The organism is Acinetobacter sp. RF14B (genome assembly GCF_006864105.1).
In the GTDB taxonomy this organism is placed as follows: domain Bacteria; phylum Pseudomonadota; class Gammaproteobacteria; order Pseudomonadales; family Moraxellaceae; genus Acinetobacter; species Acinetobacter lwoffii_C.
The window spans coordinates 1-26,325 of the sequence record NZ_SMTB01000036.1; the positions used below are offsets into that span (position 1 = coordinate 1).

At 42.5% G+C, this 26,325-nt stretch carries 22 protein-coding genes and 3 pseudogenes; 16 read left to right on the plus strand and 9 right to left on the minus strand.

All coding sequences use genetic code 11. The annotated features are described in order from the left end of the window. Together E2K52_RS07180 and E2K52_RS07185 are read left to right on the plus strand one after the other, a co-directional pair. A pseudogene (locus E2K52_RS07180) lies at positions 1–807 on the plus strand (bifunctional prephenate dehydrogenase/3-phosphoshikimate 1-carboxyvinyltransferase); the annotation flags it as partial. Between the two features lie 100 nt (positions 808–907). Then, the gene (locus E2K52_RS07185) at positions 908–1,273 is read left to right on the plus strand and encodes a hypothetical protein (RefSeq protein WP_151204464.1); all 366 of its coding nucleotides are present in this window, start codon (positions 908–910) and stop codon (positions 1,271–1,273) included. A 70-nt stretch (positions 1,274–1,343) separates the two neighbouring features. On the opposite strand, the gene E2K52_RS07190 is transcribed toward E2K52_RS07185, so the two are convergent. Continuing rightward, positions 1,344–1,976 carry an alpha/beta hydrolase gene (locus tag E2K52_RS07190; RefSeq protein WP_151204465.1) on the minus strand — a complete coding sequence of 211 codons (633 nt, stop codon included), beginning with the start codon at positions 1,974–1,976 and terminating at the stop codon, positions 1,344–1,346. 124 nt (positions 1,977–2,100) lie between these two features. On the opposite strand from E2K52_RS07190, the gene yaaA reads away from it, so the two are divergent. From yaaA to rnhB, 6 genes are all read left to right on the plus strand, one after another. Then, the gene (gene yaaA, locus E2K52_RS07195) at positions 2,101–2,883 is read left to right on the plus strand and encodes a peroxide stress protein YaaA (RefSeq protein WP_151204466.1); all 783 of its coding nucleotides are present in this window, start codon (positions 2,101–2,103) and stop codon (positions 2,881–2,883) included. A gap of 1,104 nt (positions 2,884–3,987) precedes the next feature. Further along, positions 3,988–5,310, plus strand: a complete 1,323-nt coding sequence (locus E2K52_RS07200) for an NCS2 family permease (protein ID WP_151204467.1) — start codon at positions 3,988–3,990, stop codon at positions 5,308–5,310. A gap of 73 nt (positions 5,311–5,383) precedes the next feature. Then, positions 5,384–6,385, plus strand: a complete 1,002-nt coding sequence (locus tag E2K52_RS07205) for an adenosine deaminase (protein ID WP_151204468.1) — start codon at positions 5,384–5,386, stop codon at positions 6,383–6,385. Between the two features lie 64 nt (positions 6,386–6,449). Next, positions 6,450–6,800, plus strand: a complete 351-nt coding sequence (locus E2K52_RS07210) for a hypothetical protein (protein WP_151204469.1) — start codon at positions 6,450–6,452, stop codon at positions 6,798–6,800. 938 nt (positions 6,801–7,738) lie between these two features. Beyond that, positions 7,739–8,113: a hypothetical protein gene (locus E2K52_RS07220; protein WP_151204470.1), complete on the plus strand. Its 375-nt coding sequence runs from the start codon at positions 7,739–7,741 to the stop codon at positions 8,111–8,113. A 56-nt stretch (positions 8,114–8,169) separates the two neighbouring features. Continuing rightward, entirely contained in the window at positions 8,170–8,760 is a 591-nt protein-coding gene (gene rnhB / locus E2K52_RS07225; RefSeq protein WP_151204471.1) for a ribonuclease HII, read from the plus strand. Between the two features lie 88 nt (positions 8,761–8,848). On the opposite strand, the gene csrA is transcribed toward rnhB, so the two are convergent. The 3 genes from csrA to alaS all read right to left on the minus strand — a co-directional run bounded on the left by csrA (position 8,849) and on the right by alaS (position 13,394). Beyond that, positions 8,849–9,103, minus strand: coding sequence for a carbon storage regulator CsrA (gene csrA / locus E2K52_RS07230; RefSeq protein ID WP_151204472.1), 255 nt, complete (start codon positions 9,101–9,103; stop codon positions 8,849–8,851). Between the two features lie 251 nt (positions 9,104–9,354). Further along, on the minus strand, positions 9,355–10,635 hold the full coding sequence (locus tag E2K52_RS07235) for an aspartate kinase (RefSeq protein ID WP_151204473.1): 1,281 nt from the start codon (positions 10,633–10,635) through the stop codon (positions 9,355–9,357). Positions 10,636–10,700: 65 nt separating this feature from the next. After that, positions 10,701–13,394, minus strand: coding sequence for an alanine--tRNA ligase (gene alaS, locus E2K52_RS07240; protein WP_171478825.1), 2,694 nt, complete (start codon positions 13,392–13,394; stop codon positions 10,701–10,703). Positions 13,395–13,779: 385 nt separating this feature from the next. Between alaS and E2K52_RS07245 the strand changes: the two genes are divergently transcribed. The 6 genes from E2K52_RS07245 to E2K52_RS07270 all read left to right on the plus strand — a co-directional run bounded on the left by E2K52_RS07245 (position 13,780) and on the right by E2K52_RS07270 (position 20,260). Further along, positions 13,780–14,808, plus strand: coding sequence for a type I glyceraldehyde-3-phosphate dehydrogenase (locus E2K52_RS07245; RefSeq protein ID WP_151204474.1), 1,029 nt, complete (start codon positions 13,780–13,782; stop codon positions 14,806–14,808). A gap of 184 nt (positions 14,809–14,992) precedes the next feature. Continuing rightward, entirely contained in the window at positions 14,993–15,286 is a 294-nt protein-coding gene (locus tag E2K52_RS07250; RefSeq protein WP_151204475.1) for a hypothetical protein, read from the plus strand. A gap of 1,023 nt (positions 15,287–16,309) precedes the next feature. Beyond that, positions 16,310–17,476 carry an ATP phosphoribosyltransferase regulatory subunit gene (locus E2K52_RS07255; RefSeq protein ID WP_151204476.1) on the plus strand — a complete coding sequence of 389 codons (1,167 nt, stop codon included), beginning with the start codon at positions 16,310–16,312 and terminating at the stop codon, positions 17,474–17,476. A 71-nt stretch (positions 17,477–17,547) separates the two neighbouring features. Next, entirely contained in the window at positions 17,548–18,867 is a 1,320-nt protein-coding gene (locus tag E2K52_RS07260; protein ID WP_151204477.1) for an adenylosuccinate synthase, read from the plus strand. 195 nt (positions 18,868–19,062) lie between these two features. After that, complete coding sequence (locus E2K52_RS07265; RefSeq protein WP_151204478.1) at positions 19,063–19,371, plus strand: hypothetical protein; 309 nt, start codon at positions 19,063–19,065, stop codon at positions 19,369–19,371. Positions 19,372–19,483: 112 nt separating this feature from the next. Continuing rightward, positions 19,484–20,260, plus strand: a complete 777-nt coding sequence (locus E2K52_RS07270) for a M48 family metallopeptidase (protein WP_151204479.1) — start codon at positions 19,484–19,486, stop codon at positions 20,258–20,260. Between the two features lie 156 nt (positions 20,261–20,416). Here E2K52_RS07270 and slyD read toward each other — a convergent pair whose 3' ends face one another. From slyD to E2K52_RS07285, 3 genes and pseudogenes are all read right to left on the minus strand, one after another. After that, complete coding sequence (slyD, locus tag E2K52_RS07275; protein ID WP_151204480.1) at positions 20,417–20,899, minus strand: peptidylprolyl isomerase; 483 nt, start codon at positions 20,897–20,899, stop codon at positions 20,417–20,419. A gap of 136 nt (positions 20,900–21,035) precedes the next feature. Next, positions 21,036–21,210: pseudogene (locus E2K52_RS15400) on the minus strand (NAD(P)/FAD-dependent oxidoreductase); the annotation flags it as partial. Positions 21,211–21,495: 285 nt separating this feature from the next. Next, positions 21,496–22,809, minus strand: coding sequence for a D-alanyl-D-alanine carboxypeptidase PBP6B (locus tag E2K52_RS07285; protein ID WP_151204481.1), 1,314 nt, complete (start codon positions 22,807–22,809; stop codon positions 21,496–21,498). Positions 22,810–22,984: 175 nt separating this feature from the next. Between E2K52_RS07285 and E2K52_RS07290 the strand changes: the two genes are divergently transcribed. Then, positions 22,985–24,688 (plus strand): M61 family metallopeptidase, encoded by a 1,704-nt coding sequence (locus E2K52_RS07290; RefSeq protein ID WP_151204482.1) that lies wholly within the window; start codon positions 22,985–22,987, stop codon positions 24,686–24,688. Between the two features lie 171 nt (positions 24,689–24,859). Beyond that, positions 24,860–25,324, plus strand: coding sequence for a BLUF domain-containing protein (locus E2K52_RS07295; protein ID WP_151204483.1), 465 nt, complete (start codon positions 24,860–24,862; stop codon positions 25,322–25,324). 103 nt (positions 25,325–25,427) lie between these two features. Here the strand turns inward: E2K52_RS07295 and E2K52_RS07300 are convergent, their stop codons facing one another. Further along, on the minus strand, positions 25,428–26,159 hold the full coding sequence (locus E2K52_RS07300) for a carbonic anhydrase (RefSeq protein ID WP_151204484.1): 732 nt from the start codon (positions 26,157–26,159) through the stop codon (positions 25,428–25,430). A gap of 53 nt (positions 26,160–26,212) precedes the next feature. Further along, positions 26,213–26,325 (minus strand): annotated as a pseudogene (locus tag E2K52_RS15405) (IS982 family transposase); the annotation flags it as partial.

Genomic DNA, 26,325 nt, shown 5'->3' on the forward strand with positions numbered 1-26,325 from the left:
TTGCTGGCAGGCCTGTGGGCGGAGGGTGAAACCGCAGTCACAGAGCCTGAACCAACGCGCGACCATACCGAGCGTATGCTGCGTGCTTTTGGTTATGAAGTCAAAACCGAAGCTAACCGTATTTCCCTACAAGGTGGCGGAAAGCTTGTCGGTACGGATATTCAAGTACCTTCCGATATTTCTTCTGCGGCTTTCTTTATGGTGGGCGCCGCTATTACTGAAAATGCGGATATTACTCTTGAAGCAGTGGGGGTTAACCCGACACGTACCGGAATCATTGAAATTCTGAAACAGATGGGTGCGGACATCGCTGTTGAGAATGAACGTATCGCAGGCGGTGAACCGATTGCGGATATTCGTATTCGTGGTACACGTACCTTAAAAGGAATTCATATTCCGGAAGATCAAGTGCCTCTGGCGATTGATGAATTTCCTGCGCTATTCATCGCTGCAGCTTGTGCTGAAGGCCGCACTATCCTGACGGGTGCTGCTGAGCTACGGGTAAAAGAATCAGACCGTATTCAGGTCATGGCTGATGGTTTGCAAACAATGGGGATTGACTGTACGCCAACAGAAGATGGCATCATTATCGAAGGTAAAGGCAAGTCAGGCGAATGGTCAGCTATCTTTGAAGGCGGGGAAATTGAATCACATCATGACCATCGCATTGCCATGAGCTTCTCGATTGCAGGTCTGCGTAATTCGGGTGTAATCAAGATTGTTGGGACTGAAACGGTGGCAACCAGCTTCCCGACCTTTACTCAATTAACTGCTCAAGCAGGTCTGACGATTGACGTAACAGAATAATTTCTGAATTTGTGTAAAACAGCCAAGCTTTTGCTTGGCTGTTTTATTTATATTGGCTTATGCTAAACCCATACAACAAAAAAGCCATTTGGAAGTAGTGATGCGAATATTAAAATTTATGGCCCATGCTCAAGGTCAGCAGCAATTACAGGATCATCATAAAACTCAGCAATACATCGCGCAATTGCTTGCTGGTGAACTGGGTAAATATGGTTTTCAGACCTTGCCACAAAGTGGAGGGCAGGTGGCGGTGGCGGTTGAAGATCATGAACTGCCGCTTTCTGTCAGCTGTGAGACCCAGGACAGTGAAGGACACTTTATTTGTGAGATTGCATCCTATCCTGATGAAGAACAGGACTGGCTAGAGCGTATTGCCGAGCGGAGCTTGCTGAATCAGCTGGCGCAGGCTGTAGAAGCTTCATTAAAAGAACAGGAAGGCTTTAGTGGTTTTGAATGGAAAGACTAATCGAGAAGCCGGATCATAAAATGCTGGAAAGATATAAAAAACCTCATCTGATATGAGGTTTTTTTAAAAATTAGCCTAATGTTAGAAAACGGGCCATAGCGATCCGCAATTGTTTGAGATAGCCGGTAAAAAAATGGTTTGCTCCGGGTAAAACCGTCACTAGATGACGTTGTGGTTTGGCCCAGGCCATCATGTCGGATAATAGGGTAATATCATCCGCTTCGCCATGAATGAATAAAATATCTCCTTTAATATGAGGGGTTTCATAGTGACGAATACCTGCAACAGTTGCAGTGGGTAAGCCGCATAAAATGGTTTGACTTGGTTGTAGCTCTACAGGCAGTGCAGCATAGCTTTTCGCAATAACATGGGCACCGAAGCTAAAACCGCCTGCATAAAAGGGTAAGCCAGTGTGCTGCTCACGTGCGTACCGGATAATTTCCAGTACATCATCCGTTTCGCCATAGCCATCGTCATGCAGACCTTCACTTTGACCAGAGCCACGGAAACTTGGACGATAAACTACACAACCGCGTTCCAGATACATTTGTGTTAACAGAACTGGAACTTTGTGCTGTGGAGTACCGCCTTGCAATGGATGAGGGTGGCAAACAACCGCGAATCCTTTCACTTCACCTTGAGGATAATCCACAAAAACTTCAAGTTGTCCCACAGGACCCTGAAGGAAAATTTGCTCGGACATGGGAGAATCGATTCATTACAGGAGTGTGGCTTATTTTAACGATTGTGGTCAGTAAAAACATGAATTGGAATTAAAATAAGTTGGCTGATATAGTGTGATTAATCACTTTTTAACCAGGTTAATCATGCTTGCACTCATTTCTCCTGCAAAGACCCTCGATTATGCTTCAAATTTACCGACAGATTCTTTTACTCTACCAAGATTGCTTGAGCGTTCACAAGAGCTTGTCGACCTTAGTCGTAAGTTATCTGCTTCAGAAATCGCCACATTAATGAGTGTGAGTGAAAAAATTGCCCAGTTAAATGTAGGGCGTTTTCGTGACTGGCAGCCCGATTTTAACTTGTCGAATGCCCGACAGGCGATTTTTGCCTTTAAAGGCGATGTCTACACCGGCCTGGATGCTTATAATCTGAGTGATGCCGAGCTTGCTCATGCCCAGATACATTTACGCATGTTATCCGGTTTATATGGCCTGTTACGCCCCCTAGATTTAATGATGCCTTATCGTCTTGAAATGGGGACCAAACTGGCAAACACACGCGGCCATAACCTGTATGACTTCTGGGGCAGTATCATTACTGATCAGATTAATGCCGATCTGGCAGCGGCCAATTCAGAGTTATTGGTCAATATTGCTTCAGATGAGTATTACAAGTCCGTCAAGGAAAGCCAGATTCAGGCACACATCATTAAGCCGGTATTTCTAGATCAGAAAAATGGAAAATATAAGATCATTAGTTTTTATGCTAAAAAAGCCCGTGGTCTCATGGCTCGTTTTATTCTGGAAAATAAAATTGAACGGATTGAAGAGCTTAAATCTTTTAATAGTGAAGGTTATTATTTTGATGCGGACAGTTCTTTAAAAGGCGAATTGGTCTTTAAACGTGATGAACAATTAGATCGCTAATTTCAGAATCGGCTCACTCTACTTTAACGGTATTTGTATCAAGTGGAGTGAGCTTAAGTTAAATAAATAGCTGATTTATAGGGAGCTGTTAAATATCGTTAGATCAAATAGTGTCAAGAACAATATCCTTAATACTGTATAAATATTATTAATATAGGAAATTATGTACTGTATTTGAAGGATTTTTTTGGAGACTCAATGCAGATAAAATGAAGAGGGTTTTAATGGTTTATATTGGAACAGATTTTACAGGTATTTAATTTCTAAAATATAAATAAATATTTGATCTTCCTCATTTTAATATTACTAATGTATGGTATGAAATACGAGAAATAGATAGAAATAACGAAATTAATTAGATAAGTATTCAGTAAATTTTTAATCCAATAATTGAAAGCAGGGTTACAAAACTCACGCTTTATCGGGTTAAATGTAAACTAAGTCACATATTTGTTAGGTTTTTGTTAGTATTGCTGTGATCGGGTAACAAAGTGGTTACAGAAAATGAAAACTTGCACGATTCCTATTTTTATAATCATTGTCAGTCTACTGAGCTATTATGTGCATCAGCAGGCACAGTTGAAAAGATATACAGAAATCCATCAAATTTTAAAGGAGGTTCAGCATTCACAGAAATTACTGGATTCTAATCGTCATCGGGATTAGATCGGAATTTTTATTTATAATTAAAACAATAAAGTTAAACTAATTAAAAATAAATAAATAATAAATAAGACAAAATTAAGAAAAGACTGAAGCTGGACAGTTTGAATTTTAATAAATTATAAAATCAAAGAAGTAATAAGAAATCAATGTGTTATAATCTGAAAAATATAAATTTGGGTCGGCTTTTAGCTTTTTAAATGTCTGATCCGGATGAGGAAAAAGCTGCATAAAAGTTATGCAGCTTTTTTGTTTAAGTTGTTTTTGGGTGTTTATGGCGCGGTCCTTCTACTGTTGCTGTTGAAATATTTTGATCCGTCAGAGAGTAATGCTGGCATATTTATTGCTCACAAATCTTTAAGATTAATGAGGTATTTGATGAAATCTCATGAATCTGGCGGCATGCTCAAAGCATAAAATTTACTTCATAGGGGCTAGGTCATGGCGACTCCTAATCCATCTTCAGAAAATATGCTGGAACGTCTGTTTAAGCTGAGTGAGAACAAAACCAGTTTCCGTACAGAAGTTCTGGCTGGTGTAACTACATTTTTAACCATGTGTTACATCATTATTGTCAATCCAATGATTTTATCCGAAACCGGGATGGATCATGGGGCTGTCTTTGTTGCAACCTGTCTTGCAGCGGCTATTGGCTGTTTTGTGATGGGTTTAATCGCAAACTATCCGATTGCACTGGCACCGGGTATGGGGCTCAATGCCTTCTTTACTTATTCTGTCTGTCTGGGAATGGGGGTGCCTTGGCAAACCGCATTGGGTGCGGTATTTGTCTCGGGGCTGGTCTTTATTGCGATCAGCCTGTTCAAGATTCGAGAGGCAATTGTAAATGCGATTCCAATGTCGCTCAAACTGGCGATTGGTGGGGGTATTGGTCTATTTCTGGCGCTGATTGCCCTCAAGAATGCGGGAATCATTGTTGATAATCCGGCTACTCTGGTCGGTTTGGGAGATTTAAAGCAACCTTCAGTATTGCTGGCTTTATTTGGTTTCCTGATGGTGGTGGTCATGCATCACTTTAAGGTGCGTGGTTCAATTATCATCAGTATTCTGGTGTTAACCGCAATTTCTGCTGCAATGGGCTTAAGCGAGTTTAAAGGCGTTGTAGGTGCGGTACCTTCGATTGCTCCAACCTTCATGCAAATGGACTTTGAAGGCTTGTTTACCGCAAGCTTGATTGGTGTCATTTTTGTTTTCTTTCTAGTCGATCTGTTTGACTCAACTGGTACGTTGGTTGGCGTTTCTCATCGCGCAGGCCTACTAAAAGATGGCAAGTTGCCACGTTTGAAAAAAGCATTATTTGCCGACTCGTCCGCCATTGTTGCCGGTGCTGCATTGGGTACATCGTCTACAACCCCTTATATCGAGTCTTCTGCAGGTGTCGCAGCGGGTGGTCGTACCGGCTTAACCGCAGTAATTGTTGGTCTGTTATTTATTGCCTGTCTGTTTTTTGCCCCATTGGCACAATCAGTGCCCGGATTTGCCACTGCACCTGCCTTATTGTTTGTGGGTGCATTGATGATTCAGGGCATCGTACATATTGACTGGAACGATATTACAGAAGCAGTACCAGCATTTTTAACCATTGTATTTATGCCATTTACCTACTCAATTGCAGATGGTATTGCAATGGGTTTTATCAGCTATGCATTGATCAAGCTCTTGACCGGTCAAGCGAAGACCGTACCTTATATGGTATGGATTGTCGCTGTGCTGTGGGCCATTAAATTTGCGATGTTTGGTGGTTAATTTTTCTATATTTGGAAAGGGTGTAAACTCGGTTTGCGCCCTTTTTTATTTTCGGGATTTATGAGGAATCGTGATGAATCATCTTGAGTTGATCCGTGCTTTGCCTAAGGCGGAGCTGCATGTGCATATTGAAGGAACATTTGAACCTGAGCTGATGTTTGCAATTGCGCAACGTAATAAAGTTGCCATTCCATATCAATCGGTTGAGGAAGTTAAACAGGCTTATAATTTCCATAATTTACAAACATTTTTAGATATTTATTATGCAGGCGCAAATGTGCTGATTGATGAGCAGGATTTTTATGATCTGGCTTGGGCATATTTTGAAAAATGTGCAGAAGATCATGTGGTGCATAGCGAAATATTCTTTGATCCGCAAACCCATACTGACCGTGGTATTGCCTTTGCAACGGTAATCAACGGTTTGCAAAAAGCCTGTGAAGATGCAAAAACCAAGCTGGGGATCACCTCACATTTAATCATGTGTTTCTTACGCCATTTAAGCGAAGAGGCTGCATTTGAAACTTTGGAGCAGGCTTTAGCTTATAAAGATCAAATCATTGCTGTAGGGCTGGATTCCAGTGAAGTCGGGCATCCGCCTGCTAAATTTGAACGTGTCTTTGCCAAAGCCCGTGAAGCTGGTTTTCTGGTGGTGGCGCATGCGGGTGAAGAAGGGCCGGCAGAATATGTCTGGGAGGCTTTGGATCTGTTAAAAGTCAACCGTATCGACCATGGCGTGCGTTCAGAAGAAGATCCGGAACTGATGCAGCGCCTGATCGCTGAAAAAATGCCACTGACGGTTTGTCCATTATCCAATCTGAAGCTTTGTGTAGTAGAGAATATGCAGCAGCATAATATCCGCCGTCTATTGCAGCAGGGTGTGCATGTCACTGTCAATTCAGATGATCCATCCTATTTTGGTGGCTATATGAATGATAATTTTATTGCCATTACTGAAGCGCTGGATTTAAGCCAGGAGGAATTGAAACAGTTGGCGATTAACTCTTTTGAAGCTTCATTTATGTCTGAGACTGAAAAGACTCAATGGATTAGCAAAATTCATGCACTCGCCTAAGACCTAAAGCCTGCAAAAAACAGGACATACGCTGTCTTTGCTGGCTCAATTGAATGAATTGAACATGAAATTAAAATTATTGTGGCCAATGATTGCTGCTACCCTGATGAGTTCTGCTTGTAGCGATACAAGCATGGCCGGGAAAGCCCTGAAGCCTGTCATTGAATATCAGTGTGGCCAAGAGCTGAAAAGTTCTAAAGTCTGGAAAATAAGCACTTATCTGATGAGTGAATTGCAGCAGCAGAAACTGGAACAAGAAGTGTGTGGCTGCATTGGTGAACATGCGCTGAAAGATATACCGGCTACGACCTTATTAAAAGCCACTGTGGATGAGGAACTTAAGGCTGAGCTGACCAAGCAGGCGCTTGCCAATAGCCTAAAAGGCTGTGCCACTGAGTATCTTCAAAATAAATAGCCTAAGTTATTAGTGCTATTTATTTGATTCTGCAATTATTGGGGGGCTGTCATGCTCTTCCGCACATGGTCTTTATTGAAAAATTGATGTTTGAGCGCCACTGTAATATGACTGAGCAATCAGACTGCCAGCATTCAGGATAGCCAGATAGCTAGTGGTTTGACAATACTAGTCCTGGCTGGGTTTTCTGAAATCAGAGCAGGCACATTAAATAAATATAAAACAGGCGCCGGATAGCCTAAGCTCTAGTGATATGGGCAACCAGTAAGATGCAGGACAATTAACAAGAAATATAAAGCCAGATGACCACATGTGCCATTTTTCATTAAAGGAGACATGCTGGCAGGCAGCTCGGGCTACGATAAAAATAATGTCATGATCCAGTGCAGCCACTGTGTTGTATATGGGTAATGTTTTGCTTTGTATGCTGTTATTACCAAGTTGGAAAGATAGCCAGATCCGTGTCAAACACAGGGGAGAGCAGTAATTCCAAATCTGCAAGGCTGTCCGTCGCTTTCATGTCGCATTTGGCTGGCTGCAGATTAGGTTGTTCTCTTTGATGAATAGCGGCTGGCGCTGTAAGCTTAAACTGAGAAGATCAGGCATGAAACCTAGGAAATATTGAGAGTATTGTCAGACTTCATAAAATCTGAGAAATTTTTAGCTATATAAGCAAGAACAAAGCATTGCTTTGTTCATGGCGCAGGAGGATTAGTATGTTTTTTACTGCTACCTCATTATGAGACATTCATTTAGAATGACTCAATTTCCTGCCTCATTCCTTATATCAGCTAAAAAATCTTGCGAGATATCTTCCTTACTTCGCAAACAGGTGAATGATTAACAAGGTCTAAGCAGTTTTGTTATTTTTAGATTCCTTAATCATTGGAATTTCGGCACAATACCCCATATTTTTCTATTTGAAAAAGGACATCCTGATGAAAAAAATAGTAGCTGTGATGGCTCCCCTGGCTCTGCTTCTTTCTGCATGTGCAGCTACAGGTCCAGAGAACACCCAGCCAAGCACAAGCCAGCAATTGGGTACGACAGCCTTAAAAATTGCAATCAATGCAAAATGTACAACTGAATTGAATAATGTGCCTGCTTGGCAGACAGTCACCCGATTGATGACGGCTACGCAAAAACAGGAAGTCCAGACAGAAATCTGTGGCTGTGTGAGTGAAAAAGCACCACAAAGCGTGACAGCCGTTGATTTGGCAACAGCTGCTATTGATCCTGCTGCGCGCGCAACAATTGTAAGCAATGTCGTAGCAAAAACGATTCACGCCTGTGTCGCAGAAGCTGTAAACTAAGCGGCAATGAAATTTGAATAGGCTGACAGGTACAGCCTATTTTTATGGGAAATGAAATGAAAATTGCTGGTGTAGATGAAGCAGGGCGGGGTCCACTGGTGGGATCTGTGGTGGCTGCGGCTGTAATTTTGGATCCGGATAATCCGATTGAAGGCTTGAACGATTCTAAAAAGCTCAGTGAAAAGAAACGGGAAAAGCTTTTTATCGAAATTCAGGAAAAAGCCTTGGCTTGGGCCATTGCAGAGGCGTCAGCAGCTGAAATTGATGAACACAATATTTTACAGGCCTCATTATTGGCGATGCGCCGTGCCGTAGAAGCTTTAAATCTCCAGCCGGATCATGTGCTGGTGGATGGTAATAAAGTCCCTCAAGGTCTGATGATGAGTTGTGAGGCGGTTGTAGGAGGAGATGCTTTACATGCTGAAATCTCCGCAGCCAGTATTCTGGCTAAAGTCAGCCGTGATCGCCAGATGCTGGAGATGGACCAGAAATATCCGCAATTTGGTTTCGCCAAACATAAGGGCTATCCGACCAAAGCGCATTTTGAAGCCATTGCTTTACACGGTGTCATTGATGAACACCGCCGCAGTTTTGGGCCGGTAAAGAAAGTATTGGCAGCTGTACTTGAGCAGCAGCAAGCAGTTTAAATCTTGATTTATACTGGGCTAAACGGCATAAAAGCGAAGGCAGATAAATTTAAAGCGGCTTTAAAGCCGCTTTATAATGGACACTTAATTAACGGTTAAAGTTATTGGGTGTCTGATTTTCATCTTCATACGAAGGTTGATAATCCTGATCGATATGTTGAAGATGTTCATGCATCGCGCGTTCATGCTGGATACGTTGGTAAATCTCTTCACGGTGCACAGAGACTTCTTTCGGAGCATTGACCCCAATACGAACCTGATTACCTTTTACGCCAAGTACAGTCACACTGACCTGGTCTCCAATCATTAAAGTTTCCCCGACACGTCGAGTCAAAATCAGCATGTTTTTCTCCTTGCAAAACGCAAAACCTGCAATTTATTGATGTACTAAAAACACAACCTAAAATCACAAAAATAAAATTTGAACTAAAAAAAGCCTGTTAGCTAAGCTACAGATTTGAATCTGTCCAAATTTACAAAAAATTCCTTAGGCTTAATATAACAGAGCCACTATAAAAAAAACTATAGTGGCTCTGCATTTTTGTAGAGATTTATAAAATACTGTCAGACAAACACAGTATTTTGCAGGTTCTCTTAAGCGCGTGCGTTAGATTCACCTTGTTCGCGGTCTAGACCGAAGGCAGTGTGCAGCGAACGAACGGCAAGCTCCAGATAATTCTCTTCGATGATCACAGAAATTTTGATTTCAGATGTAGAGATCATCAGGATGTTGATACTTTCATCTGCTAGAGCAGTGAACATTTTGCTGGCCACGCCTGCATGAGAGCGCATGCCTACACCAACAATCGATACTTTTACGATGTCATCACGAGTTGCCACTTCACGTGCACCAATTGCACGGGCTGTTTCTTCCAAAATAGCTTTGGCTTTGGCCAGTTCACTACGATTAACAGTAAAGGTGAAGTCCGTTGTACCATCTTCTTCAACGTTCTGGATAATCATATCCACTTCGACATTGGCATCACCAATTGGCTTCAAGATTTTAGACGCAATACCGGGTTCATCAGGAACACCTAAGATAGTCAGTTTTGCTTCGTCACGATTAAATGCGATACCCGAGATGATTGGCTGTTCCATATTGTCTTCCGATTCAGTAGTAATAAGAGTTCCGACGTTATTTTTGAAGTCTTCGTCAAATGCGCCATCGTCCTCATTATCAAAGCTTGATAATACGCGTAAAGGTACCTGGTACTTGCCTGCAAATTCAACAGAGCGAATCTGTAGAACTTTAGAGCCTAAAGACGCCATTTCCAGCATTTCTTCAAAAGAAATACGGTCTACTTTTTTCGCTTTAGGTGCAACACGTGGGTCCGTGGTATACACGCCGTCAACATCTGTGTAAATCTGGCATTCATCGGCTTTTAATGCAGCAGCAAGGGCAACACCCGAGGTATCAGAACCTCCACGGCCTAAAGTGGTTGTATTGCCATTGGCATCAAAACCCTGGAAGCCTGCAACCACAATTACACGGCCTGCATCAAGGTTCTCGGTCAACACGGCAGTATCGATAGACTCAATACGTGCCTTGGTGAACGAACTGTCAGTTTTAATACCAACCTGGCGACCGGTAAGGGAAGTCGCTGCCACGCCAATTGAGTTGAGCGCCATCGCCAACATGGAAATCGTTACCTGCTCACCCGTAGAAACCATCTGGTCAAGCTCACGTGGGTCAGGGGTTTCGGTAATGGCCTTCGCGAGAGCAAGCAAGCGGTTGGTTTCACCACTCATAGCAGATACAACCACAACCACCTTGTGGCCATGGTCATGCCAGCGCTTCACACGACGAGCAACATTTAAAATGCGCTCGGGAGTACCCATTGAGGTACCGCCATATTTTTGAACGATTAATGCCATAGTTGTTCCATCTAAACCATGACCCTGATGTACCTATCAGAGTCAGTTACACAAAATGAAGTTTTTTATTTTGCTTGCAGCCAGGCTGACAGGTCAGCCATGACAGGAGCAAACTTCTCGTTAAGTGGCGCGCCACCTTGTGCCAAGTCAGGTTTACCACCACCTTTACCGCCTAGCTCAGTCGCCAGATGTTTGATGATGTCACCTGCTTTAATAGACGCAGTAAAGTCCTTCGCTACAGATGCGATCAAGCTGACCTTGTCACCCTCTACACCTGCAAGCACAATGACTGCATTTTCTAATTTTGATTTCACACCATCATGTAGGTTGCGGAGTGATTTGGCATCCACGCCTTCAACAGTGGTAATCAGTGTTTTGCGACCAGCAAGTTCTTGAACCTGGCTTAACAGTTCGCCCGCTTGTAAGTTCGCCAGCTTTTGATTGAACTGTTCAATCTGTTTTTGCAGGCGGGATGCTGTATCTACCAGTGCTTCAACTTTTTCAATCGTTTGATCTTTCTGTGCTTTTAACAGACCATTAATGGTGTTGATGTCGCGGTCTGTTTTTTGCGCCACTTCTATTGCTTTAGTGCCGGTCACTGCTTCGATACGACGTATACCCGCCGCAACACCACCTTCAGAGGTGATTTTAAACAGGCCGATGTCACCTGTGCGTTTGACGTGAATACCGCCACACAGTTCGATCGAGAAGTTTTTCTCATCAATCACTGAGCCCATAGAAAGTACGCGAACTTCATCACCATACTTTTCACCAAATAGCATCATTGCGCCTTTGGCTTTGGCTGATTCAATGTCTAGAAGCTCAGTGGTCACGGGAGTGTTGGCAATTACTTCCGCATTCACAAGACGTTCAATTTCTTGCAGCTGTTCAAATGTTACAGGCTGGTCATTGGCAAAGTCAAAACGCAAGATGTCAGAGGCAACCAGGGAACCTTTTTGTTGAACGTGTGAACCTAGAGTTTGGCGCAGGGCAGCGTGTAACAGGTGAGTTGCAGAGTGGTTGCGTGCAGTGGCTGCACGGATGTCCGCTTTCACTGTCGCTTCTACGTTTTGAGTAACTTTTAAGTTACCCATAGTCACAATACCCTGGTGTACAAATGCACCGCCCGATTTTTTGGTATCTTGTACTTCAAAAATGCCTGTGTCGTTTTTGAAGAGTCCTGTATCACCAATCTGACCACCGCTTTCTGCATAGAACGGTGTCTGGTTGAGTACGATGAGTGCTTCATCGCCTTCAACGACTTCATCAACCTGTTCACCATCTTTATAGATTGCGATGATTTGACCTTGGCCTTGAGTGGCATCATAGCCGTCAAACAGGGTTTCACCTTCAACTTTAACCACGCTGTTATAGTCGATGGCAAATTTACCCGCATCACGTGCACGTTGACGTTGTGCAGCCATTTCGACATCAAAGCCAGCTTCATCAATAGTCAAATCACGCTCACGCGCGATATCTGCAGTCAGGTCGGTCGGGAAGCCGTAGGTGTCATAAAGCTTGAATACTACTTCGCCCGGAATAACTGAACCTTTTAGGTTTGCCAGTTCGCCTTCAAGTAATTTCAAACCTTGTTCAAGTGTTTTTGCAAACTGTTCTTCTTCTTTCAGCAATGCAGCTTCGATACGTGCTTTGTTGGCTTCAAGTTCAGGATAAGCTTGACCCATGATTTCAATTAAAGGTTGCAGCATTTTATGGAAGAATGAGCCAGTCGCACCCAGCTTGTTACCGTGACGAACCGCACGGCGGATAATACGGCGCAGTACATAGCCACGACCTTCATTAGATGGGTTGACACCATCAGCAATCAGGAAGCAGCAAGAACGGGCGTGGTCAGCCACGACTTTTAATGAAGCAGGGTACTGAACTGGCGTGCCTTTATCGGCAGCTTCAGCTTGAAGTGCGGCAGTATCCAGACCAATGATTTCAGCCGCAGCTTTTAACAAGTGCTGGAACAGGTCAATTTCGTAGTTGGAATTCACATGTTGCAGAACAGCAGAAATACGTTCCAGGCCCATGCCGGTATCTACAGAAGGTGCTGGAAGCGGGTGGAGCACGCCATCTGCCGTACGGTTGAACTGCATAAAGACGTTGTTCCAGATTTCAATGAAACGGTCGCCATCTTCTTCAGGTGTGCCTGGCAAGCCGCCCCAGATATGCTCGCCATGGTCAAAGAAGATTTCAGAACATGGACCGCAAGGACCGGTGTCACCCATCGCCCAGAAGTTGTCTGATGCGTATTTTTCGCCTTTATTATCACCAATACGAATAATACGGCTTGCATCTAGGCCAATTTCTTTGTTCCAGATGTCGAAGGCTTCGTCATCGGTGTGGTAGACAGTGGCATACAGTTTATCTTTAGGCAGCGCCAGCCAGTCGTCACCTGTCAGGAAGTCCCAGGCAAATTTGATCGCATCCCGTTTGAAGTAATCGCCAAAAGAGAAGTTACCCAGCATTTCAAAGAAAGTATGGTGACGTGCGGTATAGCCAACGTTGTCCAGGTCATTATGTTTACCGCCAGCACGGACACATTTCTGTGATGACACGGCACGCACATAGTCACGCTTTTCAAGCCCTAGGAAGCAGTCTTTGAACTGGTTCATCCCTGCGTTGGTAAACAGCAAGGTAGGATCATTGGCCGGTACCAGAGAACTCGAAGCGACACGTGTATGCCCTTGCGATTCAAAGTAACGCAAAAATGCTTCACGAATTTCAGCTGATGTCATAAAACGAGTACTCACAACCAAGTCACTCCATAATTTCTGGTTTGGCTAAAAGCAGGACAGTCTGACAAGAGGGTAAGTTCTTTGCTGCCGTGCAGGCTTAAATTTTTAAAAACGCCAAATTATAACGGAAAATGGCTGTTCGACCAATCATTTTAAAATCAATTGCTATGATTTATTTGCAGGGGCAGGCCGGAGATTTTCCAAATCAAAACTTATAAAGAAGAATATGACATTTCAGGCTTTTTTGAGCAGACAGAAAAACAGGATTTCTGAATACGGTCTGTTTGATCGGAAATGGAAACATCGAAAATTCCTATTTTCCCTAAAGTTTTTGCGGTACTGTGAGAGAAATCCATTAATATAGAAGCGTTTTTAATATCGGCACATAAAAGGTTAGGTCATGCAACGAGTGGCAATCAATGGGTTTGGGCGTATTGGACGAAATGTGCTGCGTGCCTGGTTTGAAAATCCGAAAGCTTTTAATTTTGAGATTGTTGCCATTAACGATATTGCCAATGTCGAAACTTTACTGCATCTGTTCAAGTATGATTCAACGCATGGCCGTTTTCCTGGACAGGTGGACTTAAGCTATGATGCTGAACATATTTATCTGCATGTTGCCTATCAAGAGGCGTGCTTAAAAGTCCAGGTCTTATGCCAGGCCAATCCGGTGCAGTTGCCGTGGAAAAACCTGGAAGTCGATGTGGTGCTGGAGTGTACGGGGCTGTTCCGTTCCCGTGAAGCTGCGACCCAGCATATTCATGCCGGTGCAAAACGTGTGATTATCGGGGCGGCACCCTTCGATACGGTAGATGCCGCGATTGTATATGGCGTTAACCATCATGAGGTCAAAGTGTCTGACCAGATCATTTCCAGTGTTTCCTGTACCACACAGGCTTTGGTTCCCTTGGTGAAAATCATTGATGATGCCTTTGGGATAGATACCGCCCTGATGACAGAGATTCATGCCGTCACCGCAGATCAAAGTGTACTGGATCAGGCGCATCGTGATTTAAGACGTGCGCGAGCTTCGGGACAGAATATTATTCCGACCACTTCAAGTGCGCTCGGTGCCTTAAAACAGGTCATGCCGAAAATGACTGACCGGATTGATGGATATTCAATACGGGTGCCAACCATTAATGTGGCTGCAATTGACTTGACCTTTATTTCTCAGTTGCCGATTACTGAGCACAACTTAAATGAAGTGCTGATCAAGGCGGCGCGTCAGGACTTTGCCGAGATTATGTCCGTCACTGATGAGCCTTTGGTATCTTCGGATTTCAACCATTCGCCTTATTCGCTGATCGTAGACCTGACCCAGACGCTGGTCGTTGGGCATCAAGCCAAAGTCTTTGCCTGGTATGATAACGAATGGGGATATGCCAACCGTTTATTAGACCTCTGTGAGTCTTTTCAGTCACATTAAGTTTATTTTACAAAAGCACCCTGAACCGGGTGCTTTTTGATTAAAAGGCAGATAACAAGCAGAGAGGCAGAACAGGAGTGAAGCAATTGATCGAAAAGCACTGGATTTATGTATAAAAGCTCTATGAACTACAGGTTTTTTGGTTAAGATAAGGATAATTAAATGAAATAAGAGCAACGATACGATGTTGATTTGGGGATTTATTATACTGTTGACTGTGGCTGTCATTTTTCTGATCTGGTTGCAATTCAATAATAATGATTATTCAACTGCTGTACAGGGGGTACCAGTTGAAGATAAGGTGGCACATTTAGAGGAAAATTTAAAAAAGACCTTGGAAATCGTTCAGGATCTGGCAAAGAAAATGCATGTACAGCAGGAAATGTTGGATCAGACTACGGCCAAGCTACAAAAAGTGGAGCTACAAAATGCCGAGCTGGTCAGTTTGCTGGCACAAGTGGTTGATCTGAAAAAATAACAAGAAATAAATCCATTTAAAAAGTGACCAAGGTTACCCGATTTGTTTTGGAAAATCTTCGGGAAGTTTTTCCGAATATTACCCTTTAAATAATTTTAGAAACTTTAGAATGAAGCGGCCTCGGTATTCGCCGGCTCAATTTGTTATGGCAGCTGAGAATTAAAAATCTTGCTGAGCGCCTCGTTTTAGTAGTCGATATTGAGATCAAAACTCATATATGGAGCACTAATTTCAGCTGTCGCCATCTGGTGTGAGACATTCGGTATACTGATTATTCACAATTTTTTTGATTGCTGATGCGCTTCTAGCTATGTTTTTCAATAGAGTCTTTAAACTTTTTAAGTTTACGTTATTCATCCTGTCGCGGTTATCTAGTGGCATGATAACGCTTGTGATGAATCAATAGGAGTAATGATATAAGTGACTTTCTGTCGCTTATCTACGCCGTAACCATTGGTTGAGCCAACTTGGTCTAGACTTATACCTATTTGTACCTAAGTCTTGCTACCTAAGTCGTTCCAGCTCGATAAATTGCATATCACTGATTGATCGGTGGAACCCCAAGTTTAAAGCCTACTACCGGAGTTTCAGTTTTATTGTCATCTTCCTCTGGCCATCTGGATGAAATCTGGGTGCTATCTTCATTATTTTGAGTGGAAGAATCTCTGGCTACTGGATTTTGCGTAGGAATTGCAGGGGTATTGGGATTGCAGACAGTTCATAAAGCAATAAGATGGAATCGTACACAGCTCATGATCCTGTTTGGCATAAATATCTTTTTTATCTATAAACTTGAATAGAATCAGGATCGTATGTAAAACGCTTGATTTTTTGAATGGCTCATTTATTCAGCTCGCTCTGATCTGGTCTAGGCGCGAGAGCGATTAACCTAAGTCGACTGCGAAAATTATAAAATTTGCGATGCATAGGCAAAACTATCGTGTTAGACTAGGAGAAATCGGGTGTGTTCCCGATTTTTTTATGCGGATTCGTTCCGCGCTGACAAGAATTTAGGTTTACAACATGCCCATTTCAGAGACATGGTTATTACCTGATGGTGTAGCTGATGTATTACCAGAACAAGCGCAAGTCATTGAAACTATGCGTCGTCAATCACTGGATTTCCTTGCATCTCGAGGTTATCAGCTGGTCTACACGCCATTTATTGAATACATCGAATCTCTTTCTTCTCTTTCAGAATCGAATCAAGATTTAGATCTGGCCACTTTTAAAGTCATCGACCAGCTTTCAGGTCGTTTGCTTGGTGTGCGTGCCGATATGACACCACAAGTGGCACGTATTGATGCGCATGTACATCCAGTAGAAGGCGTGGCGCGTTATTGCTATGCAGGTACAGTACTTCATACCAAGCCTCAGGGTTTTAATACCACGCGTGCGCCTTTGCAGTTAGGTGCGGAATTGTTTGGTTCAGACAGTATTGATGCTGATGTGGAAATGGTTGATTTGATGATCAGCCTGATTCAGGAAGCTGGTGTGGCTGAAGGGATTCATCTGGACTTGGGTCATGTCGGATTATTCCGTAGTATGGTAGCGCAAGCCGGTCTAACTAAAGCAGACGAGCGACGTTTGTCTGATCTTTATCAGCGTAAAGCCTTGCCAGAACTGCAGGAATACACTGCAGGCTTGAATTTCGGACAAGATTTCTATGCATTGGGCCGTTATGCAAGTGATCTTGATGCATTGCAAGCCCACTTAAGTGAAGACGTGCTGGCAAACCCAGACTTTAAACAGGCCTTTGACGCTTTATTCAGTACGAAAAATGAAGTGCAGGCCCGCTGGCCAAATTTACACATCGGTGTGGATGTCGTGGAGCTGCGTTCATATCACTACCATACTGGCCTGATGTATGCTGTGTATGCGCCGAATCGTGCTGCCGCACTGGCACAAGGGGGGCGTTATGACGGAATTGGTCGACACTTTGGTCGTGCACGTCCTGCAACAGGTTTCTCGTGCGACTTATATGCATTGAGCACAGGTAAATTTAAAGCTATACAGGTTGTCGTAGCGCCAAAAGGCACCGATACAGCACTTGTGGCGGCCATTCAAAATGCGCGCGCTCAAGGCTTAAACGTGATTCAGTTATTAGGTAATGATGAATTGAGTTCAATTCCGTATGCCACTCACCAGCTGGTGAATGCAAACGGTGAATGGACTGTCAAAACCATTTAAATCGCTAGGCTCAGCATTCATGTCGCTGAGCAAAGCTTTCAATTTTAACAGCATGATGTAATGAGGCTATTATGGGCAAGAATGTTGTGGTACTTGGTACCCAATGGGGCGACGAGGGTAAAGGTAAGATCGTCGACCTGCTCACAGATCAAGCGGCTGCGGTAGTTCGTTATCAAGGCGGACATAACGCAGGTCATACTCTCGTGGTTGGTGGTAAGAAAACTGTATTACACCTCATTCCATCTGGTATTTTACGTGAAAACGTACTGTGCTTAATTGGTAATGGTGTGGTTCTTTCTCCTGAAGCCCTCATCAAAGAGATGGATATTCTTGAGAAAGAAGGTGTACCAGTTAAAGAGCGCTTACGTATTTCTCCAAACTGTCCATTAATCCTGCCGAACCATATTGCACTTGACCAGGCGCGTGAGAAAAAGCGTGGTAATGCGAAAATTGGTACGACAGGTCGCGGGATCGGTCCAGCATATGAAGATAAAGTGGCTCGCCGTGCAATCCGTGTGGCTGACCTGGTTCGTGGTGGCGAGCATCTGACCGCACTGCTGACTGAGCTGCTTGAATACCATAACTTCCAGTTAACCGAATTCTACGGTGTAGATGCAGTTAAACTTGAGGATGTGCTGGCGCTTTGTGACCAATGGCGTGAAGTTGTTGCACCGCTGGTAATTGACGTCACTGGCGAATTGCACAAATACCGTAAAAACGGTGACAACATTATGTTTGAAGGTGCGCAAGGTTCACTGCTAGACGTAGATCACGGTACTTATCCGTACGTGACTTCTTCAAACACGACTGCGGGCGGTGTAAGTTCTGGTTCAGGTTTAGGACCATTACATCTGAACTATGTGTTGGGTATTACCAAGGCATATACAACCCGTGTGGGTGCAGGCCCATTTCCGACTGAGCTGATCTATGATGCAGCGAATGATACAGGTGATGCTATCGGTAAGCACCTGGGTACGGTAGGTAATGAATTTGGTGCATCTACAGGCCGTCAGCGTCGTTGTGGCTGGTTCGATGCAGAAATCCTGCGCCGCTCGGTAGAGGTTAACTCCCTTTCTGGTATTTGCTTAACTAAACTTGACGTTCTGGATGGTTTGGAAGAAGTGAAAATTTGTGTGGGTTATGAGGCGGCTGATTCGGGTTGTGTCGGTTCTTCTGATGCGCTGGCATTTGAAACCTTAAAGCCAATTTATGAAACCATGCCAGGCTGGAAAAAATCAACTTTCGGAGCCAAATCGCTAGACCAGTTGCCACAAGCAGCAATCAACTATGTGAAACGTCTGGAAGAGCTGATTGAATGTCCAATCGACATCATCTCAACAGGCCCAGACCGTGAAGAAACTATTGTTCTTCGCCACCCGTTTGAAGCTTAATTTAAGCCAAGAATGATAAAAAAACCCTGTGGATTCACAGGGTTTTTTTATAGAAAAATATTATTTTTCAGGCTTTAAAATAGTTTGAGAATATTAAAAATCATGGTCTTGTTCAGACTAAAGTTAATTTATTCCGTTATGTGTAAAGCGTGAAGCCTTGCTAGAATAAGAGCACGATAAAATCTGGAATGCAGGATGCATAAAAATATTTCAGGAACCATGTTCTATTCACTGCTGTTTGCCATGGGCGGTGCTCCGACCATTGCCATGCTGATTATTCGTGCCCAAACCCAAGACCCTGATATTATTTATGGTGCATTCATTGGTTTAAGTGTCATTATTGCCTGTGTACTGGTACCGGTAATTTTGCTGCAAAATGGGGTACTGTTTTTTAAGCGTAAAAGTGTCGTTCTGGAAGAGAAAATTAGACCGCTCTGTCAGCTGTATTTGGGTTTAAATGTCGCCTGTCTGGTCTATTGGCTAGCCATACAGTATTGGGGTTAAAATTACATAAATTATAAGAAGATGAAGTAAATCAACGTTTAGTTGTTACAATCTTTCAACTATAATTTTTTACAAGATCAATTAGCTTTTGCTTAAGGTGGAAATGATTATAATGAAAAATAAACTTTTATGCGCGATGAGTGCCACAGCAGCTATTACTTTGTCGGGTTGTACAACTATTGCGGATATGGCGGGCGCAGACACGGTCACTTTAAATGCCACCGCTTCACAAAGTTATAATGCCATGGTGACAGATGCCAGAGCAAAAGGCCAGTTGGACACCAGCTCTGCTACTTATAAACGTATCAATACGGTATTTAACCGTTTAAAGCCTTATGCGAACCAGATGAATCAGACGGGTACACCATTTCAGTGGCAATTGGCTGTACTTAAATCTGACCAGGTAAACGCTTTTGTGGCGCCAGGTGGTAAGGTAGTATTTTATACCGGTATTGTGACCAAGTTGAATCTGACTGATGCTGAAATTGCCGCAATTATGGGGCATGAAATGGTGCATGCGCTAGAAGAACATTCTAAGCAGAAAATCGGTGCGCAAGCCTTGACTGATCTGGCACTAGGCATTGGCCTGAGTGCAGCAGGGGTTGGACAGGGCGGAGCAGCCGTTGCTCAGTTAGGCAGCCAGATCGGTATAGGCTTGCCATATTCACGTAATCTTGAAAGCCGAGCTGACCAAGGTGGTTTAGGCTTGATGGCACGTGCGGGCTACAATCCGAATGCAGCGATTACCTTGTGGGAAAAAATGAACAAGCTTTCAGGTAGCAGCACAGGAGCAACATTCCTGTCTACTCACCCATCTAATGCACAGCGTATTGCTGCGATGCGTCAGAATCTGCCAGCTGCCATGCAGATTTATAATCAGCATAAATGATCATGGCACTGGTCCAGTAAGATAAGGGGAATTTAAAAAAGCAGGGCACAGGCTCTGTTTTTTTATGGTAATTTATTTTAAAATGAGGTGGATATTAAATAAAAAAGGCAAAGTAAAATACTTTGCCTTTTATGCTTAACTTAAGATCGGATGATCTTAGTGGTTGTGACCACCCGCACCGTGTACGTGACCGTGATCCAGTTCTTCTTGAGAAGCTTCACGGATTTCAACAATTTCAACTTCAAAAGTCAAATCTTGACCAGCAAGCGGGAAGTTTGCATCAACAATAACGTTATCGCCTTCAACTGTTTTAACAGTTACGATTTGAACGCCATCATCAGTTTGAGCCTGGAACTGCATACCTGCCTGAATATTGTCTACACCTTGGAACATTTGCTTAGGTACTTCTTGTACCAGATCCGGGTTATATTCGCCATAACCTTCTGCAGCAGGAACATTCACAGTGAACTTTTCACCTACGGTTTTGCCTTCTAGAGCTTTTTCTAAACCAGGGATGATGTTACCTGCACCGTGCAAATAGGCAAGTGGTTCACCTTGAGATTTGTCGAGAGTTTCGCCCTCTGCGTTAGTCAATGTGTAGTGGAAAGAAACCACGAGGTCATTTGCAATAGCAGTCATGTTATTGATCCATTCAATTTTCTTAAGGGTACATCATAAAGTGAAATTGTATTTTTGTAGACTAAAATTAGCAAAAAAATGCAATTTGACCTTTTTAATGACGATTTTTTAAATAATGAGGACAAATTTCTGTATTTCAATGCAATTTTAGCTTTGGAGAAATTTTACCTGTAACAAAATCTTTAGCGGTGAATAGGCCTGCATGGGCATAAGCATGAATAGTAGCCTGATGAAGTCGATATAAGGAGATATATGAATTTAGCCATAAAACATGACACATTGACCCGTCCTAATAATTTGCCCACCACTTTTTGTTATTACAATGATTTTTATGCGCGGTTATATGATTAACCTGCTTGTTGTTATGTTTCTCGTGCAAATACAGTAAGTATGCAATTACTTATACTATGTATGGGCTTGAACAGGTCTTAAGTAAAATTGTTAGAAAAATTATAAAACGTAGTAGTTTTATAAGCGTGATTCAGAAAAACGTTTTTCCCTAAAATTTAGAATTATAAGTAGGAAAAGAGAGAAGAAAGCTAGAAGATAACATGCTTATCTTCTAGTCAGAATATTCAAAGCTAAATAGGGTGGGTTTATTTTTCAATTGGATAAAGCTTTACTTCAGGAGCACTATCTGTAAAGAAACTGAACAGGCTTTTTAACCAGATGAACGCTTTTTGAAAAATATTTGCCTCTTCAATATCGACCCGATCTTCAATCTGGATGGTACGAATAAGCTGGTTGTTTTGGTAGATTTGTACCGTTGCTAACGGCACGACAGCTGCCAAAGGGGCAATCAATTCAGGCGTAGTGATTTCCACATTAATGTGGGTCTGGGTTTCTGGTAAGGGTTCGATACTTTGTAAGATACCATTACCAGTATCGAGCATGACACGTTGCTGGGCCTGATCAAACTGGTTCAGATCAATGGTGTAGTGCTGGTCATAGAGCGAAGTGGTCACAATCTGCGGCTGCTTGGTTTGCACCTTAAACATGTTTAAAGTTGATTTAATCACTGGCAGCTCAGCCAATAATTGCTGATCTTTAATTGCAACTTCATTACGGGTGTAGGTATAAGCCAAATTCATCAGCTTATGCGCTATTTCCGCACGTTTTAGGGCGCTTTTGCTGCCCAGTACCACCACAACCAGACGACGATTCGGTATTTCAATATCATGGGTTAAGCGGTTAGCAGTCAAGGCAAGATTATAACCAGCAGCGCGAGTGAAACCGGTTTTTAAGCCATCTACACTCGGATCAAGCTTGAGCACCAAGTTAGTGGCGCGGTGAAAATGGTTGTTATAGCTAAAACTCGGCTGCTTGGAATAATACAGATAATCCGGAGTTTCATTCACCACCGCCATCGACAAACGTGCCAGATCGGCTGCTGTTGAATAATGCTGAGGCATGGTAATACCGGCCGGATTCTGAAAATAGGTATGTTCCATGCCCAGAGCTTTGGCTTCCTGATTCATCCGGTCTACAAATTTAGGGATATTGCCAGAAACTTTTTCTGCTAAAGTCACTGCTGCATCATTTGCCGACATGATAATCAGACCAGCCAGTAACTGGTCAACGGAAATCTGCTCACCTTCTTTTAGGTACATCTGCGACTCATCCCACATGATGGTTTTCACCACAGGACTCGCTGTTAAAACTGTATGTTTATCCAGTTTCCCGGCCTGAATATCTTTGAGGACAATATAGGCCACCATCATTTTGGTCAGCGAAGCCGGCGCACGTTGAACATCCGCATTATGCTCGGCAATGACTTGACCAGACTGTGCATCAAGAATCGTCCAGGCTTCTGCTTCTACACTTTCCGGAAGAATATTCAGTAGGGCAGCATACGAAATTGCAGGGACAAACAGACTGAGCACTGCAATCAGTGAGATGATGTATTTCAAAGATGTTCCTTTATAACCAGATGGTCGATGAACGATTTAATTTTTAGGCATGCTATGCCTTTTTTTTCAGGATAGCTAGTCAGAAATGTAGACAAATGCGACAGCCGAGCAATACAGGTCTAAAAAATGCTAAGCTAAGCCATAACTTATTTATCTGTATTTTATATCGCCTATTATGTTGCATTATCAAATCGAATTTGACGATTACCGTCAGCATCTTATTCACGTAACTGTTCGCTTTTTGGCAGATCCAACGCAGGTGCTTTCTTTACCGACCTGGATTCCGGGCAGTTACCTGATTCGTGAGTTCTCCAAGCATATTGAAGCGGTCAAGGCTTATGATGAGGCAGGCCGTCAGCTAAAAATCCAGAAATTTGAAAAAAACAAATGGCGTTTATTTAATACCGATCATGAACTGATTACGGTGGAATATGATGTTTATGCCTATGATTTGTCGGTGCGTGGTGCCTATGTAGATCAGAACCGTCTTTATGTAAACCCAGCCTGCGCCTGTCTGGGACTGGAAGGCCATGAACATGAAGAAGTGGAAGTGGAAATATTCCTGCCCGATGAGCTGAAGCATTTCCAGCTCGCTACTGGCATGCAAGCCAAAAGTCTGGTCAAAGGCCGCTTTACCCTTAAAGCTAAAAATTATGCCGAATTAATTGATGCACCATTTGAGCTGGCAGAGCAGACCCGTTTCAGTTTTGAGGCCAATGGCATTCCGCATGAGTTTATTGTATCAGGTAAACACAGCATGAATGTGGAGCGCATGCAGCAGGATATTGAAAAAATCTGTGCTACAGAAATCGCCATGTTCGGCTCAGCTCCTTTTGAAAATTATACCTTTATGACCATGGCAACCGGGAATAGTTATGGTGGTCTGGAGCATCCGAACTCGACCAGCCTGATTACGCCACGTGATGACCTGCCTAAGGCGGATGAGCCGGAACAGCCTTCCAAAGATTATCAGCGTTTCCTCGGACTGTGCAGCCATGAGTATTTTCATTCCTGGTTAGTGAAATTTATCCGCCCTGAGAACTTTGTTAATTATGACCTGAACAAAGAAGGCTATACTTCTTTGCTGTGGATTTTTGAAGGTTTTACTTCATATTATGATGACCTGATTTTGCTGCGTAGCGGTGTGATTAATCAGGAATCTTATCTGAGCTTATTAAAAGCACAGATTGACCGTTATCTGCAAAATCCGGGACGTTTTGTTCAGTCTGTGGCGGAGTCGAGTTTTGATGCCTGGGTGAAGTTCTATCGTCAGGATGAAAACACGAATAATGCCGGCACCAGTTATTATAATAAGGGCTGTCTGGTCGCTTTGTGTCTGGACCTAGGCCTGCGCCTGCGCGGTTCAAGTTTGGATGCTTTAATGCGTAAACTGTATGAAAATGCGCAAAACGGTATTCAGGTCAATGAGCGCACGATCTTTGAACTTTGTCAGGAACTCACGGGTGATGACTGGGTCGAACAAATCAATCACCTGATCAATACGACAGATGAGTTACCATTGGATCAGCTTTTCCCTGAGTTTGGTCTGAGCTATAGTCTGAAAAATGACAAATCGCTCCCATTCGGTCTGAAACTCTTAGATAAACCTGAAGGTGTGTTGATTCAATCTGCTCGCCGTAATGGTACTGGGGCGGCAGTTGGCTTATCTGCCCATGATGTGATTGTTGCGATTGATGGCTTGAAAGCGACGACTAAACTTGTAGAGAAATATGCGAAGCAAGAAGGGAATTATGCTGTTCATGCTTTCCGCCGCGATGAGCTGATGCGTTTTGAAGTTCAGGCAGGTGGTTCTGAGTTGACAGAAGTGGAACTCAAAGTTGAAGATCAGGCCAAAGTTGAGAAATGGTTAAAAGCTTAATTGGTAAACTGGATTAATGTAAGGTAGAACCGGTGCGGTGTATTAATTCAGACTTGGTCGAATATTACCCACAAGAGATTTTATGTTAAATCAACAAATAATCCCCTAAAAATAGGGGATTATTTGTTTCTATTATATACTTAAGTCTATAAAGCTTAAAAAGAACTACCAATGACTAATATACGACTATTATATGTAAGCAAATTCAGATCTAAAGTTTATTCTAAGTCTGAACTTTATGAAATTTTAACCGAAGCATTAAAGTTTAATGGAGCGAATCAAATCTATGGGGCGCTTTATTATGGAAATGATTACTTTGTTCAATGTCTAGAGGGGCAAGAAGATAAAGTAAAACATCTTTTTCATGATAAAATTTTAAAAGATCCACGTCATGAAAATTGTGAAGTTCTTTATCTTGAGAAGATCGATACATATCTTTTTTCTAATTGGTATATGAAATATGCCAACATTGATCAGGAGGTAGTTGATTTTTTCTCAGAGAATCATAATGATATTTTTAATCCCTATTTATTAAGTAGTTCTACGATTCCACCTTTTATAGAATTACTCAGTCAGCATGCTGATAATTTTTCTATATTAAAAAGTAAAGCTTTAATTACTTCAAATCCAATTTGAAAAAGCCCATCTTTGAATGAATAAAATGAACATAAGACACATTAGATGAAGTCGAAAATGGGAGCCTTAAGCTCCCATTTTTATAAAATTAAGATTTGTAAAGTTATTCGAGTACTAATCTGGCATTTTGAGCTTGTGTAGGGCGATTATTAGGATGTTCCATTAATTTTGAGAACGCTTTAATTTGCTTTGCTGATGCCTGTTGAACATCTTTGAGAACAATCCATCTAACGCCTTCTGAACAAGGTGGTGTAGTTAATGAACCATTAAAACGATAATAATCAAGATTTTCTGGTAAAAATGCACTTGCTATATCTTGGTGTTTTAAAGTTTTTGTATCACCTGTAGTTTTAGGAAATTCCTTCCATAATTTAGCAAGTTTTTCATTCTTTTTGCCTTCTTCAAACATTAGGGCAACCACTGTTAATTCACCTTCTGGTGATGCATGAACTAAATGCATTTCCATTGGGTAGGTTTTGCCATGAATTCTATTTTCACTCGGGCTGTGTAAATGGAATTGTTTTAATTCAAATTTTTTATTGTCTAATAACAAGTAATTACCTTCGTTGAAATTCACTTGTACCGTACGTGCATTATTAATAATGCTTTTAGAGTTAGATACATAATTGAACTTCAATGGAGGTAATTCTGCTTTTATAGTTTGATCAATGTTAATTGGTGACTGGTTTTTACCATTACATGCAGTATATTTTTCACTGATATCAGCCCAGTGCTCGGGTGCTTGTTGATTTGCATAGCCCCAATCTAAATTAGCTCCAGCGAATACTGCATTAGACGCAAAGAGCGTTAAAACCATAAGTGCTTTAAATTTCATTTTTAACTCAATGTTGATGTTGATAAAAGAATTTTAATTAACCCGAATCCTGTTTAAGCCAACCATTCGATTACTCGAATGGTTGGCTTATTTCGGTGGCTCAATTGATATGCGCACAATGAAGCATAAATCCCTCCTAGAAATCCACAAACACTACGTGCTCTAC